This is a genomic window from Acinetobacter sp. T_3_1 (assembly GCF_025377055.1).
Lineage (GTDB): Bacteria > Pseudomonadota > Gammaproteobacteria > Pseudomonadales > Moraxellaceae > Acinetobacter > Acinetobacter kookii.
The window spans coordinates 311808-331024 of record NZ_JACHVD010000002.1 but is presented as its reverse complement, the minus strand read 5'-3'; the positions used below and the strand labels follow the sequence as shown (position 1 = coordinate 331024).

At 44.1% G+C, this 19217-nt stretch carries 16 protein-coding genes; 14 read left to right on the top strand and 2 right to left on the bottom strand.

Annotated elements, in window-relative coordinates; all coding sequences use genetic code 11:
- Positions 1-492: 492 nt before the first annotated feature.
- From H4I94_RS04160 to H4I94_RS04110, 11 genes are all read left to right on the top strand, one after another.
- The gene (locus tag H4I94_RS04160) at positions 493-1332 is read left to right on the top strand and encodes an IS982 family transposase (RefSeq protein ID WP_261181993.1); all 840 of its coding nucleotides are present in this window, start codon (positions 493-495) and stop codon (positions 1330-1332) included.
- 224 nt (positions 1333-1556) lie between these two features.
- The gene (locus H4I94_RS04155) at positions 1557-2114 is read left to right on the top strand and encodes a hypothetical protein (protein WP_261181564.1); all 558 of its coding nucleotides are present in this window, start codon (positions 1557-1559) and stop codon (positions 2112-2114) included.
- 406 nt (positions 2115-2520) lie between these two features.
- Entirely contained in the window at positions 2521-4698 is a 2178-nt protein-coding gene (locus tag H4I94_RS04150; protein ID WP_261181563.1) for a TonB-dependent siderophore receptor, read from the top strand.
- Between the two features lie 326 nt (positions 4699-5024).
- On the top strand, positions 5025-5459 hold the full coding sequence (arsC, locus tag H4I94_RS04145) for an arsenate reductase (glutaredoxin) (RefSeq protein ID WP_092819579.1): 435 nt from the start codon (positions 5025-5027) through the stop codon (positions 5457-5459).
- Positions 5460-5724: 265 nt separating this feature from the next.
- Positions 5725-6747 (top strand): permease, encoded by a 1023-nt coding sequence (locus H4I94_RS04140; RefSeq protein WP_261181562.1) that lies wholly within the window; start codon positions 5725-5727, stop codon positions 6745-6747.
- Between the two features lie 19 nt (positions 6748-6766).
- Positions 6767-7006: a thioredoxin family protein gene (locus H4I94_RS04135; protein WP_092819577.1), complete on the top strand. Its 240-nt coding sequence runs from the start codon at positions 6767-6769 to the stop codon at positions 7004-7006.
- A 194-nt stretch (positions 7007-7200) separates the two neighbouring features.
- Positions 7201-7521, top strand: coding sequence for a metalloregulator ArsR/SmtB family transcription factor (locus H4I94_RS04130; protein WP_131273805.1), 321 nt, complete (start codon positions 7201-7203; stop codon positions 7519-7521).
- A 6-nt stretch (positions 7522-7527) separates the two neighbouring features.
- Complete coding sequence (locus tag H4I94_RS04125; protein ID WP_261181560.1) at positions 7528-7998, top strand: arsenate reductase ArsC; 471 nt, start codon at positions 7528-7530, stop codon at positions 7996-7998.
- A gap of 11 nt (positions 7999-8009) precedes the next feature.
- On the top strand, positions 8010-9050 hold the full coding sequence (gene arsB / locus H4I94_RS04120) for an ACR3 family arsenite efflux transporter (protein ID WP_261181559.1): 1041 nt from the start codon (positions 8010-8012) through the stop codon (positions 9048-9050).
- A gap of 9 nt (positions 9051-9059) precedes the next feature.
- The gene (arsH, locus tag H4I94_RS04115; protein ID WP_261181558.1) at positions 9060-9764 is read left to right on the top strand and encodes an arsenical resistance protein ArsH; all 705 of its coding nucleotides are present in this window, start codon (positions 9060-9062) and stop codon (positions 9762-9764) included.
- 96 nt (positions 9765-9860) lie between these two features.
- On the top strand, positions 9861-10940 hold the full coding sequence (locus H4I94_RS04110) for an ArsO family NAD(P)H-dependent flavin-containing monooxygenase (RefSeq protein WP_261181557.1): 1080 nt from the start codon (positions 9861-9863) through the stop codon (positions 10938-10940).
- 198 nt (positions 10941-11138) lie between these two features.
- Here H4I94_RS04110 and H4I94_RS04105 read toward each other — a convergent pair whose 3' ends face one another.
- Positions 11139-12887, bottom strand: a complete 1749-nt coding sequence (locus tag H4I94_RS04105; protein ID WP_092819571.1) for a hypothetical protein — start codon at positions 12885-12887, stop codon at positions 11139-11141.
- 206 nt (positions 12888-13093) lie between these two features.
- Positions 13094-13270, bottom strand: coding sequence for a hypothetical protein (locus tag H4I94_RS04100; RefSeq protein WP_165493303.1), 177 nt, complete (start codon positions 13268-13270; stop codon positions 13094-13096).
- A gap of 80 nt (positions 13271-13350) precedes the next feature.
- On the opposite strand from H4I94_RS04100, the gene H4I94_RS04095 reads away from it, so the two are divergent.
- The 3 genes from H4I94_RS04095 (at position 13351) to H4I94_RS04085 (ending at position 19179) form a co-directional block, all read left to right on the top strand.
- A complete protein-coding gene (locus tag H4I94_RS04095; protein WP_261181556.1) occupies positions 13351-14913 on the top strand; it encodes a sensor domain-containing diguanylate cyclase in 1563 nt (520 codons plus the stop codon).
- Between the two features lie 206 nt (positions 14914-15119).
- Positions 15120-18566, top strand: coding sequence for an MASE3 domain-containing protein (locus tag H4I94_RS04090; protein ID WP_261181555.1), 3447 nt, complete (start codon positions 15120-15122; stop codon positions 18564-18566).
- Between the two features lie 163 nt (positions 18567-18729).
- Positions 18730-19179: a universal stress protein gene (locus H4I94_RS04085; RefSeq protein ID WP_092819568.1), complete on the top strand. Its 450-nt coding sequence runs from the start codon at positions 18730-18732 to the stop codon at positions 19177-19179.
- Positions 19180-19217 lie beyond the last annotated feature (38 nt).

Below are 19217 nucleotides of genomic sequence, written 5' to 3'. Positions count from 1 at the left end.
GCTCCTAGTATCCTAGACAAAGCAGAATCTAATCCTCCAGGCGTGATTTGGGTAGTCTAGCATTTAGCTAGAACATGCTTATGCAATTGCTCAACCATTAAATAAAACGTTGACCATGAGATGCTCGTAATCGCTTAAGCTGTGTTTCAGAAAGCTGTTTTGAGTCGATGTATTTCATCTAAAAATTATGCATGAATGTTAAAAATTCTACGGTACAAATAATCAACAACAAGTAGCTTAATTTTTGATTTATGAAAGAGATCTTTTATATATCACCTCTTCTAAAATTTTATTTTATGGAAATAAGGCGGTTACGAAACCTTGCTGATTGGTTTAAATTCTGAAATCTATATTTATAAGGTATTATCTTTAACCCGAATCTCGGATAAGAAATTGACTTGAAAAAAAGATGACTAGAGCCATCAGTTGAGTTACCACACCAAACTCACAACTCTAGTCACCATGTTTGATTTTATTACTTTATTCTGAGCAATTGATGATTTCTTTCAAAAATTTGAATCAACTTATTGGAATTTTCTAAAACAAGGAAAAAAACGCTTAAGAGTGCGCTCATCCGTATTGAGCCTTTCTGAAATCGTCTTTATTGCCATTTGGTATAAATGTTCACATTTCAACAACTTTAAAGCATTCTTTGCATCTTTAAGACAAGATAATAGTCATTTATTTAAAAGCCTACCTTGTTACCAACGCATGATTCATCTGATTCAATCACATCAATTAGCATTACATGCTTTGCATTTTGCTTTGATGAAAGATCAGCAAAACGCTTATTTATGGGTTGATTCAACCACACTGCCAGTATGTAAAAATCAACGCATTCAGCGACATAAATCTTTAGCTAAAATTGCATCTAGAGGCAAGAGCTCTATGGGCTGGTTCTATGGCTGTAAGCTGCATTTAATCATGAATCAACCAGGAGATATTGTCCGTACAGCTTTATCCAATGGGCATACAGCAGATATTAAAATGGTTGAACAGTTGGTAGACGGATTAAAAGCAAAACTCTATGCGGATCGTGGATACATCAGTCACGAATTGAAATCCAAGTTGAAGAACAAAGGTGTTGATTTAATTACATATCATCGTAAAAACATGCAAGCTGTTGGTTTATCCAAAGCAGATGAATACAATTTAAAGCAGCGGAATAAAATAGAAACTTTATTTAGTTTACTGAAAGGTCAATATCATTTAGTGACGACTAAAGCGAGAAGCCTTGAAGGCTATTTGGCAGGTATTTATGCAACTTTGTGTGCTTATCAGCTCTGCCATAAAAATAAGCCAATGATCAAAGTTAGTGAAGCATTGGCTTAAACAGGATTCGGGTTATCTTTAGTTTAAAAGTTTAAAAGTTTAAAATTAAAAAGATAGCCTCTTCATCTGAACGCTAGCTTAAAATCTCATACATTGACAAGACAATGGATAATATAAAAATAATGGATCATGGATTTTTAATTTAGTAAATAAAATTAATGTATAAGATGTGAAAGGCTAAAAGCTTGCTATAGTGTGCTGAATTTAGCTTTTTATATAGACTAATGTTAAATAATACTTATATTTTCTTTGGGGCAGTTTTAGGTTTAACGATTGCAAATGCGGCAGGAGCTGCAACTATAAGCATGAAGAATGATCGGTTGGGCTATTTAATACAACAGGTAGATTATCAGCATATAAATGACTCTCTTGAAAAATCTGAAAATCGGTTATTGGGGCGTGCAAGCTGGGATATTCAATGCTGGGTAAAGAGTAGTGAAAATACTAAAATTTGCACAATGCGTAAAAACCATATTACGGTAATGCGTATGAACGATTCTTACAGCTTAAGTGTTGGCATAAACCATGCCAAAAATTCTATTACACTACTTAAAGTAGACAATAATAGTGTTTTGCAGGCACGTGAGGGTTTATACCGTGACGCTCAAGCGATTATAGATCAGTTCAAGCGTGGCTTTGAGGTAAAAACCGAGTTTAATGTATCTCATAGTGCTAAACCTATTGTAAATGAAGTTTCATTAATTGGTTTTTCTGATGCATTTAATGATATGCAGCAGCAGTATAGTAAGCTGAATCATTTAGATTTACAGCGCAGGCTTTAAAAAACGAATAGCCTGTTATCTTTGAATAAAAGGCACAGGCTAAGCAATACCGTCCTTGTGATTTAATGCCAGGTCCAATCAAAACACAATCAATAGAAAAAAAGGCCAAAATCAAACTTGGCCCGAGGCGATTCAGTGTTCTCAAATCAGGTCTCAGGTATATGCAGGTATGGCGGTATTCAATCAGCTAAAATGAGGTAGACCTTTCACCCAAGTCGCGGCTTAAATTTGAATAATGGGAAGATAAACCCAACCCAGAAATCCTGATATAAAAAGCCGTATCGGAACCATAATAAAAAAATCTCGGATATGTGGTAGAAATGCTTGTTCAATCTGAGAAAATTGTGAATACTCATGCCCGCAAAATGCATGCTGCAAGATTATCTTTTGGGGTTGGACAACTACTGTGAAAACGTATTCATTTTCTCATTTACATAAAGCATTACTCACTGCAGGTTCATTTTCATGTCTAGGCTTAAGCCCGGTGTGGGTATATGCTGCAAATGGGAATGAGATCCCACAACTGGCAACGCTCACAGTGACGGCTGAAACGGCCTATGACCAACCCCAGGTCAATTTATACGGTTTTAGCCAGCAAAACCTGGCTGAAATTCCTGCATCAATCAGCACAATCACAGCCGAACATATTGCCGATCAGCATGCGAAAACCCTGACGGATGTGGTTAAAAATGATGCTGCAGTAGGGGATGGCTATGCCCCGATTGGCTATTATCCGAACTTTATCATGCGCGGTTTTGCCTTAAATCTGGGGTCGAGCTATTTAGTCAATGGTCATTTGCTGCGCGGTGAGCAAAATGTGGCGCTTGAAAACAAAGAGCAAGTCGAAATTTTAAAAGGCATCAGTGCACTTCAAAGTGGCATTGCAACCCCGGGTGGTGTGGTGAACTATGTGACCAAACGTCCTCAAGACATGCGCTCAATTACTGTTGAAGCCGACAGTCATGGCGGCAACCGTGTGGCAACGGACTTGGGTGGCTGGCTAGGTGAAGATCAGCAGTTTGGCTATCGCGTCAATTTGGCGCATGAAGAGATTCATCCTTATGTGGAACATGCCGATGGCAAGCGCGTGTTTGGTGCTTTGGCTTTAGACTGGAAAATCTCGGATCGTTCAAAACTGGAATTTGATATCGAATCACAGCGCCAACGTCAGCGCTCCGTACCCGGCTATCAGTTGCTGGATGGTAAAACAGTACCCACTGGCGTTGAATGGGACCGTTTGCTGGGTTATCAGAGCTGGAGCCAACCGGTGACCAATGAAAGTTTGAATACCGGTTTAAAATATATTCACCAGCTCAATGACAACTGGACAGCCAATCTGGCTGCTTCGCAAAGCCGTGTGGTGGTGGATGATTATTCAGCATTCCCGTGGGGTTGTTATAGCAGCATCTGCCAATACTCAGGTTTAGGCAATAGCTTTGACCAAAATGGTAACTATGATATTTATGATTTCCGAAGTCCGAATGACAGCTATCTGACCAATCAGTTTAAAGCAGGATTAAATGGTCAGTTCAACACTGGCGCATGGCAACATAAGCTTAATCTGGAACTGTCACAGACCTACAAACGTCATGCACAACATGATGCCATCAACCTGCCTGTAACAGATAATCTTGAATCGACAGGAAATATTTATAGTGACCCGATTACCTACACACCAAGTGATAAGACTTTAGGCAATCATTACAAATCATTGGATAGCCAGCACACGGCCTTGAACTTACTCGACCAGATTGATTTCAATGAGGCATGGTCCGTGTTGGTGGGTGGCAAACTCTTGCATGTCAATGAAAGTGCTTATAATGCCAATGGCAACAACATCCGGGATACCGATTTGAACCGCTTCCTGCCGCAGCTGGCCTTAATGTATCAGCCGGGGGAACATACCCATCTGTATGCTTCCTATGCCAAAGGTTTAAGTGACGGTGGACAGGCTCCGTGGTATGCCAACAATGCTTTTGCAACTTTAGCCCCCCTACATTCCACCCAGTATGAATTGGGCATTAAGCAGCAGTGGCAGAAGCTACTCTTTACCGCGGCAGTGTTTGATTTAACCCAAGACAACCAATATACCAATGCTGCAAGTGACTATGTCTCGGATGGTGAACAGCATAATCTAGGTCTGGAACTGGGTCTACAAGGGCGCGTAGGTCAGCATCTAGATGTGATGTCCAGTTTGGCGCTCACCCGTTCACGTCTCACAGGAATACAAACAGCTGAGTATCAGGGTCATCAAACTCAAAATGTACCTACTGTCCGCTTCGCCAGCCATCTGTCTTATCAAGTGCCGCAAGTGGAAGGATGGCGTTTATTGGCCGGCATGCAGTACAGCAGCAGTAAATATGCCAACAAAACAGGCACTGTAAAAGTACCTGGTTATACCGTATTTGATGCAGGTACAAGCTATAACTTCCGGGCTTATGGCTATGACAATATGCTGCGCTTTAACATTGATAACCTGTTCAATAAGAAATACTGGCGAGATGCGGGCAGTTTCTTCGGCGATGACTATTTATTCCTTGGGGCACCACGTACAGCGCAGCTGTCCTGGACTGTAAATTTCTAATTTGGCCTTAGATTTTGCTATAGAAAACTGTCTGAGTGTTTCGCTCAGGCAGTTTTTTTATTTTGGTTATCTTTTGCTACTCGTCAGAAGTTCATTAACTGTATGTATCCGGTAAAACCGGTTTGAGTCAAACCTGCTGCCATTTATGAGGTAAAGCTGACTATGACCTGATCCACTCTCTAGACATGAGACAGCTCTACTGGAAAGCGGCATCAAATGATTGTGGACTTAGGTTATCAGGTGAATGCTATAAACTCATATATTTCATATTGCGAATATCCGTATATTCATATATAAAGCTAGGATTCATTTATAGGGGAAAGTTCATGAATCAAATGCCCAAAGTCCAGATTTATCATAACCCGGCCTGTGGCACGTCAAGGAATACACTGGCGTTAATTCGCAATGCAGGCATTGAGCCAGAAGTGATCGAATATCTGGTGAACCCACCTTCGAAAGAGCAGCTGGTCAACATGATTCAGGACGCCGGTTTAACGGTTCGTGAAGTCTTGCGTAAAAATGTCGATCCCTATACTGAGCTGAACCTGGATGATGCCAGCTGGAGCGATGAGAAACTGCTTGATGCCATGTTAGAGCATCCGATTCTGATCAACCGCCCGTTGGTGGTGACGGAGCTTGGAACCCGCTTATGCCGTCCCTCAGAAGTGGTGCTGGATATTCTGCCTTTACCGCAATTAAAAGCCTTTGCCAAAGAAGATGGTGAAGTGATTATTGATGAGCAGGGCAACCGGCTGAAATAAAGCCCTCCTCAATATAAAAAACATTGACGATGATCAATATAATTTACATACTGAATGCAATAGGTCCTTGATGCATAAGAGAATTAGATCATCAGTAGGCAGTTTCCCCGTATCCGGTTTTAACGGATATCAGCTATCTTCATCTCTTGCAGATGCGACAGTGCGGGGAATGTTGTGCCGGTGAACTGCTCAAAAATCTGTGAATGAGTCCATCGGCCTGACTTCATTCCAGGCGCTATTTTCCCGCCCAAACCAGGAGCTTTGAATGGAAAGCATAATTGCGATTTTTGCCTGGCTCAATGATGTGTTGCTTAAAATGACCTGGCTCTCGGATGGGGTGCGCTGGCTGGTTGAAAATGTCTTCGGTCTATCGGTCGCGACCCGCCTCGGTGGCAGTATTCACTTCTTTATCTATGATGTCATCAAGATTTTTATTCTGCTCTCGGTCCTGATTTATACACTGTCTTATATCCAGAGTTATTTTCCGCCTGAACGTACCCGACAGATTTTAGGCCGGATGACCGGAATCAAAGCCAATATCATGGGGGCCTTACTCGGCACCATTACGCCATTTTGTTCCTGTTCTTCCATTCCGCTGTTTATTGGTTTTACCCGTGCCGGACTGCCTGTGGGGGTGACCTTTTCATTTCTGATTTCATCTCCATTAGTCGATCTGGCTTCGATTATTTTATTGGCCAGTATTTTTAACTGGAAAATCGCCATAGTGTATGTACTGCTTGGTTTGGTACTGGCAGTATTGGGTGGCTCCTTGATTAGCTACCTGAAAATGGAAAAGTATGTGGCGGAATTTGTGACCCAACATCAGGCGATTCAGGGAGAAGACGAAGATTTCAGTATGACCGCGAAAGAACGGCGTACATTTGCCTGGGAACAGGTGGTGGAAATTTTCAGCAAGGTCTGGATGTATGTATTGATTGGCGTAGGGATTGGCGCGGCGATTCATAACTGGATTCCTGCACAGTGGATTAGTGCCTTGCTTGGTCAGGAGCATTGGTATTCTGTGCTGATTGCTACAATCGTAGGCATACCGATGTACGCAGATATCTTTGGCACCCTGCCGATTGCAGAAGCTTTGGTGGCGAAAGGCGTGGGTCTAGGTACGGTATTGGCCTTTATGATGGCCGTCACCGCACTTTCCCTGCCATCTCTGATCCTGTTAAAGCAAGTGGTCAAAACCCGCTTATTGAGCCTGTTTGTTGCGATCATTTTTGTGGGTATCTTGATTATTGGCTATAGCCTGAACACTTTGGGTAACTGGTTTTTATAAAACGTGTGGAGAATAAAATATGCAAATTAAAGTTTTAGGTACAGGTTGCCGTAAATGTAAAGCACTGTTGGCTGCAACTGAAGAAGCGGTGAAAAGCAGCGGTGTGCAAGCAGACATTGAGTATGTTACGGATATGATGCAGATTGCTGAGACAGGACTATTAAGCACTCCGGGGCTAATAATTGACAATAAAATCGTTTCGAGTGGTAAGGTTCTGGAAGCGCAAGCCATAGCAGAACTGATCGAGAAAAATAAATAGTTTCAAAATTGCAGCTGTAGGAAGAAAACCGGTGGTTTAAGTCACAGGTTTTCTTCTAGCCTGGAAAAAGTGGGCATTTTTTTAAATTTAATGTTTTCTGGTCGCTCGATGCCGATTTGGCGACAATTTTTGACAGGTCGTCTTTACTGTATATATGGATATGTGTATATTTGAATAATAGAATTGGAGCAACTATGGACCACGTTCAGTTTTTTAAATGTTTATCGGATGAAACGCGTCTCAGTATTGTCCTGCTGATTGCAGAAAACAAAGAGCAGTGTGTCTGCGATCTGACCGATAAACTCCAGTTAAGCCAACCGAAAATTTCACGGCACCTGGCCTTGTTACGGTCTTGCGGTTTGCTCAACGATCGCCGGCAAAGCCAGTGGGTGTATTACAGCATCAATCCGCAATTACCGGCCTGGTGTTTTGAAATTCTGGACGTGCTGAAACGTAGTGAAGTTCCGGTTTTATTTAATTCTACCACGCTAACGATTCAGAGCCATTGCGAGTAAATTTTCATGAAATTTTTGTTTTTATGCACGGGCAACAGTTGCCGCAGCATTCTGTCTGAAGTTTTGTTCAATAGTCGTGCGCCTGAAGGCTGGGTCGCTTACAGTGCCGGCAGCAAACCTTCCGGTCAGGTACATCCATTGACGCTGGAAACCTTACACAATCTGGGCTTATCGACTGATGGCCTGTCCAGCAAAACCATTGCTGCCTGTGAACAGTACCAGCCAGACGTCGTGATTACCGTGTGTGATGCGGCGGCACAGGAAGCGTGTCCATTGTATCTGGGTGGAGCGATCAAGGCACACTGGGGCTTGTCTGATCCTTCACATCTGGATTTACCCAAAGAAGAAAAATTACAGGCCTTCCTGACCACGGTGGATCACATCAATAAATGCCTGGATGCCTTATTTGCCTTGGATACCGAAAAAATGAGTCGTCCGGAGCTCATTGCCAGCATCAATCAAATTTCCCATCTTTAATCGAGCCGATCATGTCTAAATCCGGATTGTCCTTTTTAGATCGTAACCTGACTCTGTGGATCTTTGTAGCCATGGCTTTGGGGGTTGCGATTGGGGTGGTGTTTCCACAAGCATCAACGGCGCTGGATGCCATGAGCGTCAATTCGGTCAATTTGCCGATTGCAATTGGCCTGATCCTGATGATGTATCCGCCGTTGGCGAAAGTGGACTACGCAACATTGCCGCAAGTGTTTCAGGATAAAAAAACCCTGGCCTTGTCCTTGATCCAGAACTGGCTGATTGCCCCGGTCCTGATGTTTGTGCTGGCAATTGTATTCCTGAGCGATTATCCGGAATATATGACCGGCCTGATCCTGATCGGTTTGGCGCGCTGTATTGCCATGGTGCTGATCTGGAACGGTCTGGCATGTGGGGATAGCCAGTATGGTGCGGCACTGGTGGCGTTTAACAGTATTTTCCAGATTCTGTTCTTTAGTAGTTATGCCTGGTTCTTCCTGACTTATTTGCCGCCATTTTTTGGGGTAGAAGGTCATGTGATTAATGTGGATTTCTGGACCATTGCCAATGCCGTCCTCATCTACTTGGGCATTCCTTTCCTGATGGGCTTCCTGACCCGTCTGTCTTTAGTCAAAGCCAAAGGGCTGGACTGGTATCAAACCCGGTTTTTACCGAAAATTGGCCCGCTCAGCTTACTGGCCTTACTGTTCACCATTGTAGCCATGTTTAGCTTGAAAGGCGGTGATGTGCTGAGTTTGCCGATGGATGTGCTGCGCATCGCGATTCCATTGACGGTTTATTTTGTGCTGATGTTCTTTGTCAGCTTCTTTATGAGCAAATGGATGGGCAATGATTACCCGAAAACCACCGCAATTTCTTTTACCGCAGCGGGCAATAACTTTGAGCTGGCCCTGGCGGTCGCGATTGCTACCTTTGGTCTGGCTTCGCCCATCGCTTTTACCACCATTATTGGGCCTTTGGTGGAAGTGCCGGTGCTGATTGCGCTGGTCAGCGTATCCTTGTGGCTGAAGAAAAAATATTACCCTAATTCTTAAGAGGCAGAGATGATCCTCCCAAATCTTGAATCTGATCTTTTACCGACGCCGACCTTTGCCGAGGTACAGGCTAAAGAACTCGACCATCCACCACGGATGTTATTGCTGTATGGCTCGAACCGCGAGCGCTCGTACAGCCGTCTGGCGGTGATGGAAGCCGGCCGTATTCTGGAACGATTTGGCTGTGAGGTCAAAATCTTTCATCCCAAAGGTTTACCTTTGCCTGAAGATAGCGATCTGCAACATCCTAAAGTCAAGGAACTGCATGAACTGCTGGCCTGGTCCGAAGGCATGGTCTGGTGTTCACCGGAGCGGCACGGTTCGATGAGTTCAATCTTTAAGGCACAGATTGACTGGATTCCACTGGCGGCGGGGGCCATTCGTGCCACGCAGGGCAAAACCCTGGCACTGATGCAGGTCAGCGGCGGCTCGCAATCTTTTAATAGCGTGAACCAGATGCGGATTCTGGGGCGCTGGATGCGCATGATCACGATTCCGAACCAGTCTTCCATTCCCAAGGCCTTTTTGGAATTTGATGAAGAGGGGCGAATGAAACCGTCATCTTTATATGACCGGATTGTCGATGTGATGGAAGAGCTTTATAAGTTTACCTTGCTGACCCGTGGACAAAGTGCTTATCTGACCAACCGTTATTCGGAACGCAAGGAATCTGCTGAAGAGCTCTCCAAACGGGTCAATCAGCGCAGTTTGTAAAACAGAGTTCGTTTTGATTGATGCTGTCCTATCAATAAGATAAAGAGGCTGGAACCTGCTGCAAAAGCGGGATTCGGCCTGAAGAACACCAGAAAAATGCAAGGGGAAAAGCTTTTGGACGCAACACAGACTGTAACGGAAGTGATCATCATTGGTGCTGGACAAGCCGGTTTGTCCATGGCTTATTTTTTAAAGCGCAAGAACATTCCGTTTATCCTGCTGGATGATCAGTCCCAGCCCGGAGGTGCCTGGCGGCATGCCTGGGAGTCCTTGCGTCTTTTCTCCCCGAACAGCTGGAGTTCGCTGTCGGGCTGGATGATGCCGGCGACCGAACAGACCTATCCGACGCGTAACGAAGTAATCGATTATTTGACGGCTTATGAACAGCGCTATCACTTTCCCGTGGTCCGTCCCGTGCATGTGGATCGTGTAGAAAACAAGGACCAGTATTTAGAGGTCTATGCCGGAGAACGATGCTGGAAAGCCAAAGCAGTGGTGAGCGCCACGGGAACATGGAGCCAACCCTTTATTCCCGAATATGCCGGTCGTGAACATTTTCAGGGTATGCAACTGCATTCGGCAGATTATCTGAATGCCGAACCCTTCAAGGGCAAAAAAGTCATGGTGGTGGGCGGCGGAAATTCTGGTGCACAAATCCTGGCAGAAGTATCTTTGGTTGCCGAAACGCTGTGGATTACCCAGACACCACCGCAGTTTCTGGCGGATGATGTCGACGGCCGTGTCCTGTTCTTAAGGGCAACCGAGCGCCTGAAAGCCCAGCAGGAAGGAAGAAGCATCGAGCAGCCGGTTGGTGGGCTGGGCGATATTGTCATGATTGATTCAGTCAAAGATGCGCGTGAGCGAGGCGTTTTACAGAGCAAGCGTCCATTTTCGGCGTTTACAGAACATGGCGTGATTTGGGACGATGGATCTGCTCAACAGGTGGATGCAGTGATCTGGTGTACCGGATTTAAGGCGGCACTGAATCATCTGAACAGCCTTGGGATTATTCAGCAGGACCAGACCATTGCTGTTCATAATGGCCGTTCGGTTCAGGTGCCGAATTTATGGCTGCTGGGCTATGGGGAATGGACCGGTGCTGCTTCGGCAACGCTGGTCGGGGTTTCCCGTACAGCGAGGGCGGTAGCGGAAGATATTGCTGTATTTCTAGCCTAAGATATTCGTTCCTGTCCCAAAGTAGAGCAGATTGGGTACATATAAAATCTGCCTACTATCAGCCCTAAACAATTAATCAGCCTGGTATAAGGATCTGTCCCAAAAAAACCAGCTTGCCGTAAATTTTTCAGCACCAAAATCACCGCTTAAACAAGCTCGTTGATTTACCTTCCTTTAGAGAGTCTAGCAGTCTTGCCTTTAGGCCTTTTGGGATAATCCCCAACTCTTTGCAGAGAGCAGAAATTCATAGTTTAAAGCCATGAGAATGCTCTGCATGTTAAAGCTGTTGCGGTCTTCAGGTAACTGTATCAAAAGCGGTAAACGCGTTACGCCATTTTCACCATTGGCAAAGGCATAATGTCGTACTTTAGAGTCAATCACCGGAATTAAATTCTTCGCTTCCAGATAAACACTCTCTTGAGCGGCCAGTTTTTGAATAGCAATAATCTTAAGATAGCAATGATCTCGAACTTCGATCAGATTCTGTTTTAATTGATTGATCTTCAATTCATGATGTTCAGATTTTTTAAACAGCCGTTTAAGAAAACTGCTGTTTTCGGCATTTTGCATTTCGCGCTCTAACTGGCGTATGTGCTGCTGGATCTGGCGGGTTTGTTCCATCGCGCTATTGAGCAGTTCCCTGATTTCCTGAGTGGGGGCGGAAACTGCTTGTAGCTGTTGCTGATAGAGAAATTCATCGTGAAAGATCACAAAGATTTGGGCACGACGTTGTTCCAGTAATTTTAAATAGGCAATTAAGCGATATTTAAACAAACGCGCATGCTGATTAAACTGCAGCATCGGTTGCTGCGACAAAATTTCCAGTTGATGCAGAAACTCATTGATTAACCTTAAAATATTTAAATAGCAATATTCCAGTTCGTCGGTATGTTGCACACTGTTTTTTAAACCTTTTAGGAAAGGTTCGAGAATATTCAAGGATAAATCTTTTTCCAAGATTTCCAGATGCTCTTTCACCAGGTGGTCGACGGAAAAACTTTGAATATTTAAAACTTCTTTTAAACTTGGAATGAGATTTTGCTGATTATATTCATGTAGGGATTCAACCAGTTCTACAATATGCGGATTCATTTTGCGCTGAATACCAATGATCCGGTTCATCAGCTGTTTAAAATTTGCAAAATAATCTGCTTGATCCAGCTGTTGCGGGTCAAGAACCAGACCACTGATATAGAATCGATTTTCTTTACCAAAGTTTTCTTCGGTTAAAAAACGGCGAATTGAATAGGCAGAAACAGAACTGTCGTAAGTGCTGCTCAGGACAAAATAATATTGAAAGGTTTGGATAATTTCAAAGTCGCGAACATGTTGTTGCTGAATAAAATAATCCTGAAAAATGGCCAGTTCCTGCTCGGCATATTCACTCGGCAAAATATGAGCAAACCAGCTTCCCAGAATTTCACTTTTCATGAAGATTTCAAAGATAAAAGTTCGAACCTGCTCAATATCCAAATGCCGGTGATTTTCAGAAACAGTAAAATCCAAGTCACGAATAATCAGGGCGGCGTCATACAGAAAGGCTTTTTTGATCAGTTGCTGTGCCTGAATATCTGCTGGATGTTCCAGATCAATCTGGTTAATTTCACGCACAATACTTTCCAGGTAATCTGCAATCTGAAAGTCGGTCTGATAGCCTTGCAGATAGCTGAATGTGCTCTTTATTCTGTGCGCAAGTTGCAGCAATTCGGAGTTTTGCGTTTCAAGCTGAAGATTTTTCAGGCCAGAATGACCTTTAAACTCAAAGGCCTGGGTCAGGTAATTCCACGCGATATTCTTGGCTTTCAGGTATTGGTCTTCTATTTTCTGATGCAATGCCTGCGGTGTCGTCGAGAGGATGGACTGTAGTTGTTGTTGCCAATGCTTATCCAGAACAGGATCAATTTGTTTTAATTTTACCCGCAGCTGATAAGGAATATATGTTTGCATGGAAATCCAAAAACCTTGTAATAAGTTCAAACTTTTAGGGAAAATAAGTCGTGTGATTTATATCACAAAACTAAGGGTTAATTGGCAATATGACATAAAAAAATTCGATATCAGCGCTGTTCATTGCTGGTTAAATGATCTAAGCCTGTGCTGAGATTAAAAATGCAGGAACCCCGAGATTTCCCTTAATCTGGTACACGGTATGTTCAGGCACATTTTCCCGGAATCATCAGCTCAGGCAGAAACAGCAATGAATACTCAGAACATACTTCGGCACGCATTGACATTCCTTCAGGACCATATTCAAGGCGCATTGGTTCAACGCTCGGTAAAACAAATAGGGTCGGGAAAATTGACGGCCATTTCAGGGTGATTTGATTCATATAGATGTTGTTGAAATAAACCGTGTTTTTTCATTATTTTGTGATATAAGTATCATAAATAATAACTTGGAATTACCCTATTGAGACAGGTTTTACTGGCGCCTCGTTTAAATCTGCGCAGCTTAATCTTACTTTTAACGGTTTTAAGCGTAACCTGTCTGTTTGTCTTTGCCTTATTTTTTGTTAACTATACCGTGAAAGAGCGACTGATCGACAACTCTCTGGCCTTGAATGCCGAATATTCTTCCAGGATTGCTAAGCATACCAACTATCAGTTTGAAGAAATTTTAAAAAATTTAAGATTTAGCGCCAATGTATTGGGAAAAAACTTTTTTAATGAAAACTTGAGGAGCAATGAAGTATTAAGACTAAAAAGCCAGTCAGGAAATTTTAACAGTGTTTTTCTGGCTGATGGGGAAGGGCATATCATTTCATTTTTCCCGACCACCTTAAAGATTGATTCTAAACAGATTTATAAAACTTATGGCATCACCGAGTCAATCAAACGCAAGCAAACTTATATTTCTTCTCCATACTGGTCTTCAACCAAAAGACTGATAGTCATTGTTTCTGAACCGATCTTTAATGCCCAAGGGCAATACTTGGGCTTTATCGCCGGTACGATTTATCTACAGAGCAAGAATCTGGTCAGTGAAATGCTGGCATCCAAATATGGTTACAAGAAAAATTATACCTATGTGATGGATGACCAGAAACGCATCATTTTCCATGCCGATGCTCGAAAAATTGGCCAGAAAGTCCAGGTCAGCGATGGCTTAACCTCGATGCTTCAGCAACAGGATGGGGCTTTCCGTCTGATGAACAGCCAAGGCATAGATAGTCTGGTCGGTTTCTCACATATTCCCAGTGTGAACTGGATTGTGGTATCGCAGCAGCCGATAGACGAGCTGTTTGCTCAAGCCAACATTATTATTATCAACGTCTCCATCGGAATTACCCTGTTCTATTTTTTCATTTTCTTCGTGGTCTGGCGTTTATCGGGTTTGATTGCACTGCCTCTAAACCATTTGGCGAAAATGGCCAGTATGCTCAGTCGGCCGGAGGTTCAGGAAAAAATTAACAAAATTGCCCCCGTATATTTTGAGGTTGATCAGTTCAAAAATTCCCTGATGCTCAGCTCTCAAAATTTTAATGAAAAAATTGATGAGCTGAATCAGTCGGTGAATACCGATCCGCTGACCGGTTTATACAATCGCCGTGGGATGAAGCTGTTTCTTGAAGAATTTGTGCGTATGCGTACCGAATTTGCGGTGCTGGCAGTGGATATCGATTTTTTTAAAAAGGTAAATGACAGCTATGGCCATGACAAAGGCGATATTGTTTTACAAAGACTGGCCAGACTGATGAAATATCATTTTCGTGATAATGACATCTGCTGCCGTTCAGGGGGAGAGGAATTTATTATTTTAGTGGCTGCTTCAGACCCGGTCACCGTTTTTCAGGCGGCAGAACGGCTAAGAAAAGCGGTTGAAATCACCGAAATGGATAACATGGGAAGGGTGACCATTTCAATTGGTATCGCTTACTGGCCGCATAGTTCTGAGGATGTGGAGGAGGTACTGAAACTGGCAGATCAGCAGCTGTATCAGGCCAAGCGTGAGGGACGTAACTGCACGCGTTAATTTCAAGTATCTAACTGATGCAAACACGACGGAGAGAGTTGAGGTATTTGATATATAAAATTAGCTGTAGGCAGCTCTCATGCAAGGTATTCACGGATTATTTACACTGGCCTAATGTTATAATAAACATGTGAATTTTCAGACAATACAAAACTTTAAACAGCGCTATGACATAAGGCCATTTTCGAACTTTATTGGGGAACTTTATGCCTAAATCATCTCGTGACTTGTTTTCACCGGATGTATTCGACCTCAAGTCGTTTATTTCTCCTTATATGATGATCATTCCTCCGACGATTTTTGCCTTGCTGATCTGGTGGACCAATCAAAGTTTTGGCTTCCTGTTTACCCATACCGTGGCGGAACTGATTTCCATCATTATCGCGCTTACGGCGCTGATAGTGACTGTAGTATCGCGGCATTTTACTAAAAATTATTTTGTAGTTTTCATTGCGATTGCCATTGGTTGGTGTGGATTTATTGATCTGTTCCATACCTTGCTTTACAAAGGCATGCAGATTCTCCCGGTGGACAGTGCCAACCAGGCCACGCAATTATGGATTGGCGCCCGCCTGTTGCAGGCCTTTGCCATGCTTGCCGCACCGTTCATGCTGACACGGGCCATCAAGCCTGTCCCGCTTAATCTGTTTTTTGGCCTGCTCAGTGCCGGGATTGTAACTGCGGTCATGCTGGGTTTCTTCCCCACGGCCTTTGTTGATGGGCAGGGCCTGACCCCTTTTAAAATTTACAGTGAATATCTGATTATTGTGGTGCTGACACTGGCGCTGATACTGGTCTGGCACCGCCGCGAATATTTATCGACCCAACTGACGTTTGGGGTCAGCCTTTCCATGCTGACCATGATGGCCTCTGAATTTACCCTTACTCAATATGTGTCCGTATATGCCGATGCCAATCTGCTGGGGCATATCCTGAAAGTCTATTCCTACTGGTTCATTTATATGGCACTGGTCGAGTCGACCATCAAAGAGCCTTTTAGCATGCTGTCCAAGGCGGCCAGTACTTATGACACCATTCCGGATCCGACCTATATTGTCAGTTCCAGCCAGACCATTCAGCAGGTCAATCTGGCGGCAGCCCGGCTGCACGGTATTGCTGCGGCACAATTGACCGGACGTTCAGTGCACGAACTGGTGCATGATCCTCGCGTAAAGGCCGAGGATTGTCCGGTCTGTTCCAGACTGCAGCAGGCACCACAAGAGTTTTTAACCCAGCTGAGCTTGCCGGACCGCAAAACGGTCGAGTGTCATGTCGCACCTTTTGCGGAACGCCTGGGCCAAAAACCGGTCTGGGTTATGGTAGTGCACGATATTACCGACCGCCAGCTTTTGCTGCAGGATGTACAAAAACGGGTTAAAGAAGTACGTTGTCTGAACCAGATTAACCAGCTCTGCAATAACACGCATACAGGCATGACCGAGCTGTTGCAGAAAGCCATGGAAATCATTCCTTCCGGATTTTCCTCTCCGGAAAGGATTCATCTGAGAATTGACAGTGACTGGGGCATTTTTGGTACCGAGCTTTCGGCCCAGACGCCCTGTCTGCAGTCGGTATTTGGCAATGATGCCCAGAAATTTGGAAGCCTAACAATCTGGTATGCTGAGGCACCGGATATGCCCGCTTTTCTGGATGAAGAGCAGAGTTTAATCGATCATATTACCAGTCAGATTACCGATGTTTATATCCGCTTACAGTCACAGGCACGGGTCGCCCGTTTAACCTATCTGTACCAGCTGCTCAGTGAAACCAACCGGGTGATTGCGCATAGCCAGAACCAGAAGCAGTTGCTCACCGAGTTGCAGCAGGTACTGCTGAAGCTGGGTGGTTTTGCCAAAATTCTGATTGCGCTGAAAGCTGATGATCAGGCGGACAGTCCACTGGTGCTCCAGTTCCATCATAATATTAGCGCCAATATCTTGCCAGCCTTGCAGATCGTTTTACAGCAGGATCAGAATCCTCCGTTGAAGCATGTGAAAAATACCAGCCCGGACGTGGATGTTTATAGCTATACATTGGTAAATGATCCTGATAAGAGTGTTTCTCCAGAATACCGGACCTGGATACACTATTTAAAACAGGAGCAGATCCGTCAAGCGGCATTAACTCCATTGCTGTTACAAGGCCATTTCTGGGGACTGGTCGGGCTGTATACCACGGGCCAGGTGGAATTTGACCAGGAGCAAATTCAGCTACTGCAAAATCTCTCCAGAGATATTTCATTTGCGCTGGAGCGTTTTGCAGCGGAGCAGCGGCGTCAAACAGCCGAAACCTATTCACAGCAGATGGAACAGCGTTTCCAGCAGGTGTTTTTACAGTCACCTGTACCCATGCATATTATTTCCATGCAGGATGAACGTATTCTTGCAGTCAATCTGGCCTATGAAAAATGGCTGGGATACAGTCTGGATGATTTTCAGAATCGGGAAGCCTGGCTGAAAAAAGTGGCACCGGATGCAGAGCAAAGACAGTTGATGCAACAAAACTGGCAAGCGGCCTTGCAGCTGGCGAAACAGGGCAAACAGGTGCAGTTTCCTGAAATTACCCTGCTGGCAAAAGACGGTAGTCAGCGGATTGCGCAGCGCACGCTGGCGATTGTCGGCAATGATGCGATTCTGGCCTGGACGGATCTGACTGCTATCCGGCAAACCGAGCAGGCATTAAGGGACAGTGAGCAGCGTTTCCGTGGCATGGTGGAACACACCGTGGTCGGGATGTATGTGATCAGAGGTCATCACTACTTATATGTCAATCCAAGTTATTCTAAAATGCTGGGCTGGTCTGCCGAAGAGTTAATTGGCCATAGCCTGCAGGAGTTTCATGACATCAGCGCAGAAAAAATTCAACTGGAAGAAGGAAAATTACTGGGAACAGACCATCCGACGCTTTCCTATACGGTTCCTGCGCGGCACAAAAATGGCCAGATACGAGAATTTGCTTTGCATGCCCGTAGCATTATTTGGGATGATGGCTTGCCTGCAGCGATTGTCATGGCACAGGATATCACCGAGCAAAAGCAGGCACAGGAACAGATTGCTAAACATGTTAAACAGCTGGAAGCCACCATGTACGGGACCTTGCAGGCGGTCGCCACTATGGTGGAAATGCGTGATCCGTATACAGGCGGACATGAACGCCGTGTCGGCTTGATTGCCAGTGCCATTGCCAAAGAAATGGGTTGGGATGAAAAGCGCTGCATGCAAATGGAAGAAATTGGACTGGTACATGACATTGGAAAAATCTCTATTCCTTCCGAGATTCTGACCAAACCTACTCGTCTGACCTATCTGGAAATGGAAATGATGAAAGGCCATGCACAGGCCGGTTATGACATTCTCAAGGATGTTCCTTTCAATATTCCGATTGCTGAAATCATTGGCCAGCATCACGAACGGATGGACGGTACCGGCTATCCTAAAGGATTAAAAGGGGATGAGATCCATCCTGAGGCACGTATTCTGACCGTGGCAGACGTGATTGAATCCATGGCTTCGCATCGTCCTTATCGTGCGGCTTTGGGGGTTGAGGTGGCCCTGGCAGAAATCTTACGTGGACGAGGGACGATTTATGATGCGGAAGTTTGTGATGCAGCAGTACGTTTAATTAATGAAAAGGGATATGTCCTGCCCAGTTAAACAGACTGGATAATCATCAGGTGAATAGCAGCTAAAACGCTATTCACTCTTTAAGCTTAATGGAAATTGGGAAGACTGATATTTTCAAATGCTTTAAATTGAAGTGCTAGTAACCTTATGTTATTTATAACTCAATAGAAGATTAATATTTGGAGTTTCACCGATGTCATACCAGAATATTTTAGTACCCGTCGATGGTTCAAAAATTTCATTCTCAGCGGTAAAACATGCGGTCGAAATTGCTCAGGTCTTCAATAGCAGGTTGACCTTAATTAGTCTGGTTTCAGAAGATCCATTTACAGATGCAGATTTCTATTACTATTATGTATCTGCTCCAATGAAAGAACACTTTATCCAAGCCTATGCAAATGCAGAAGCGGTATTAAAACAGGCAAGTGAAATTGCATATGCGGCGGGCGTTCAGGTAGAAACAAAAGTCCTAAAAAGCGTAATGCCGGAAGAAAGTATTGTTGAAACGACCAAACAGCTTAAAACTGATCTCATTGTGATGGGATCGCATGGTCGTAAAGGTTTTAAAAAATGGCTACTCGGAAGTGTCGCCACAGCTGTACTTTGCTCCACGGAATTGCCAGTCATGATCATAAAATCTTAATGTCTATATAGCATATATAATTAAAATGTAAGGAGTCT

Excerpts from the sequence above, each read along its gene's own strand:
- H4I94_RS04155 (WP_261181564.1), top strand. The coding sequence starts at position 1,557 with ATGTTAAATAATACTTATATTTTCTTTGGGGCAGTTTTAGGTTTAACG.
- arsC (WP_092819579.1), top strand. The coding sequence starts at position 5,025 with ATGAATCAAATGCCCAAAGTCCAGATTTATCATAACCCGGCCTGTGGC.
- H4I94_RS04140 (WP_261181562.1), top strand. The coding sequence starts at position 5,725 with ATGGAAAGCATAATTGCGATTTTTGCCTGGCTCAATGATGTGTTGCTT.
- H4I94_RS04135 (WP_092819577.1), top strand. The coding sequence starts at position 6,767 with ATGCAAATTAAAGTTTTAGGTACAGGTTGCCGTAAATGTAAAGCACTG.
- H4I94_RS04130 (WP_131273805.1), top strand. The coding sequence starts at position 7,201 with ATGGACCACGTTCAGTTTTTTAAATGTTTATCGGATGAAACGCGTCTC.
- H4I94_RS04125 (WP_261181560.1), top strand. The coding sequence starts at position 7,528 with ATGAAATTTTTGTTTTTATGCACGGGCAACAGTTGCCGCAGCATTCTG.
- arsB (WP_261181559.1), top strand. The coding sequence starts at position 8,010 with ATGTCTAAATCCGGATTGTCCTTTTTAGATCGTAACCTGACTCTGTGG.
- arsH (WP_261181558.1), top strand. The coding sequence starts at position 9,060 with ATGATCCTCCCAAATCTTGAATCTGATCTTTTACCGACGCCGACCTTT.
- H4I94_RS04110 (WP_261181557.1), top strand. The coding sequence starts at position 9,861 with ATGCAAGGGGAAAAGCTTTTGGACGCAACACAGACTGTAACGGAAGTG.
- H4I94_RS04105 (WP_092819571.1), bottom strand. The coding sequence starts at position 12,887 with ATGCAAACATATATTCCTTATCAGCTGCGGGTAAAATTAAAACAAATT.
- H4I94_RS04100 (WP_165493303.1), bottom strand. The coding sequence starts at position 13,270 with ATGAATCAAATCACCCTGAAATGGCCGTCAATTTTCCCGACCCTATTT.
- H4I94_RS04090 (WP_261181555.1), top strand. The coding sequence starts at position 15,120 with ATGCCTAAATCATCTCGTGACTTGTTTTCACCGGATGTATTCGACCTC.
- H4I94_RS04085 (WP_092819568.1), top strand. The coding sequence starts at position 18,730 with ATGTCATACCAGAATATTTTAGTACCCGTCGATGGTTCAAAAATTTCA.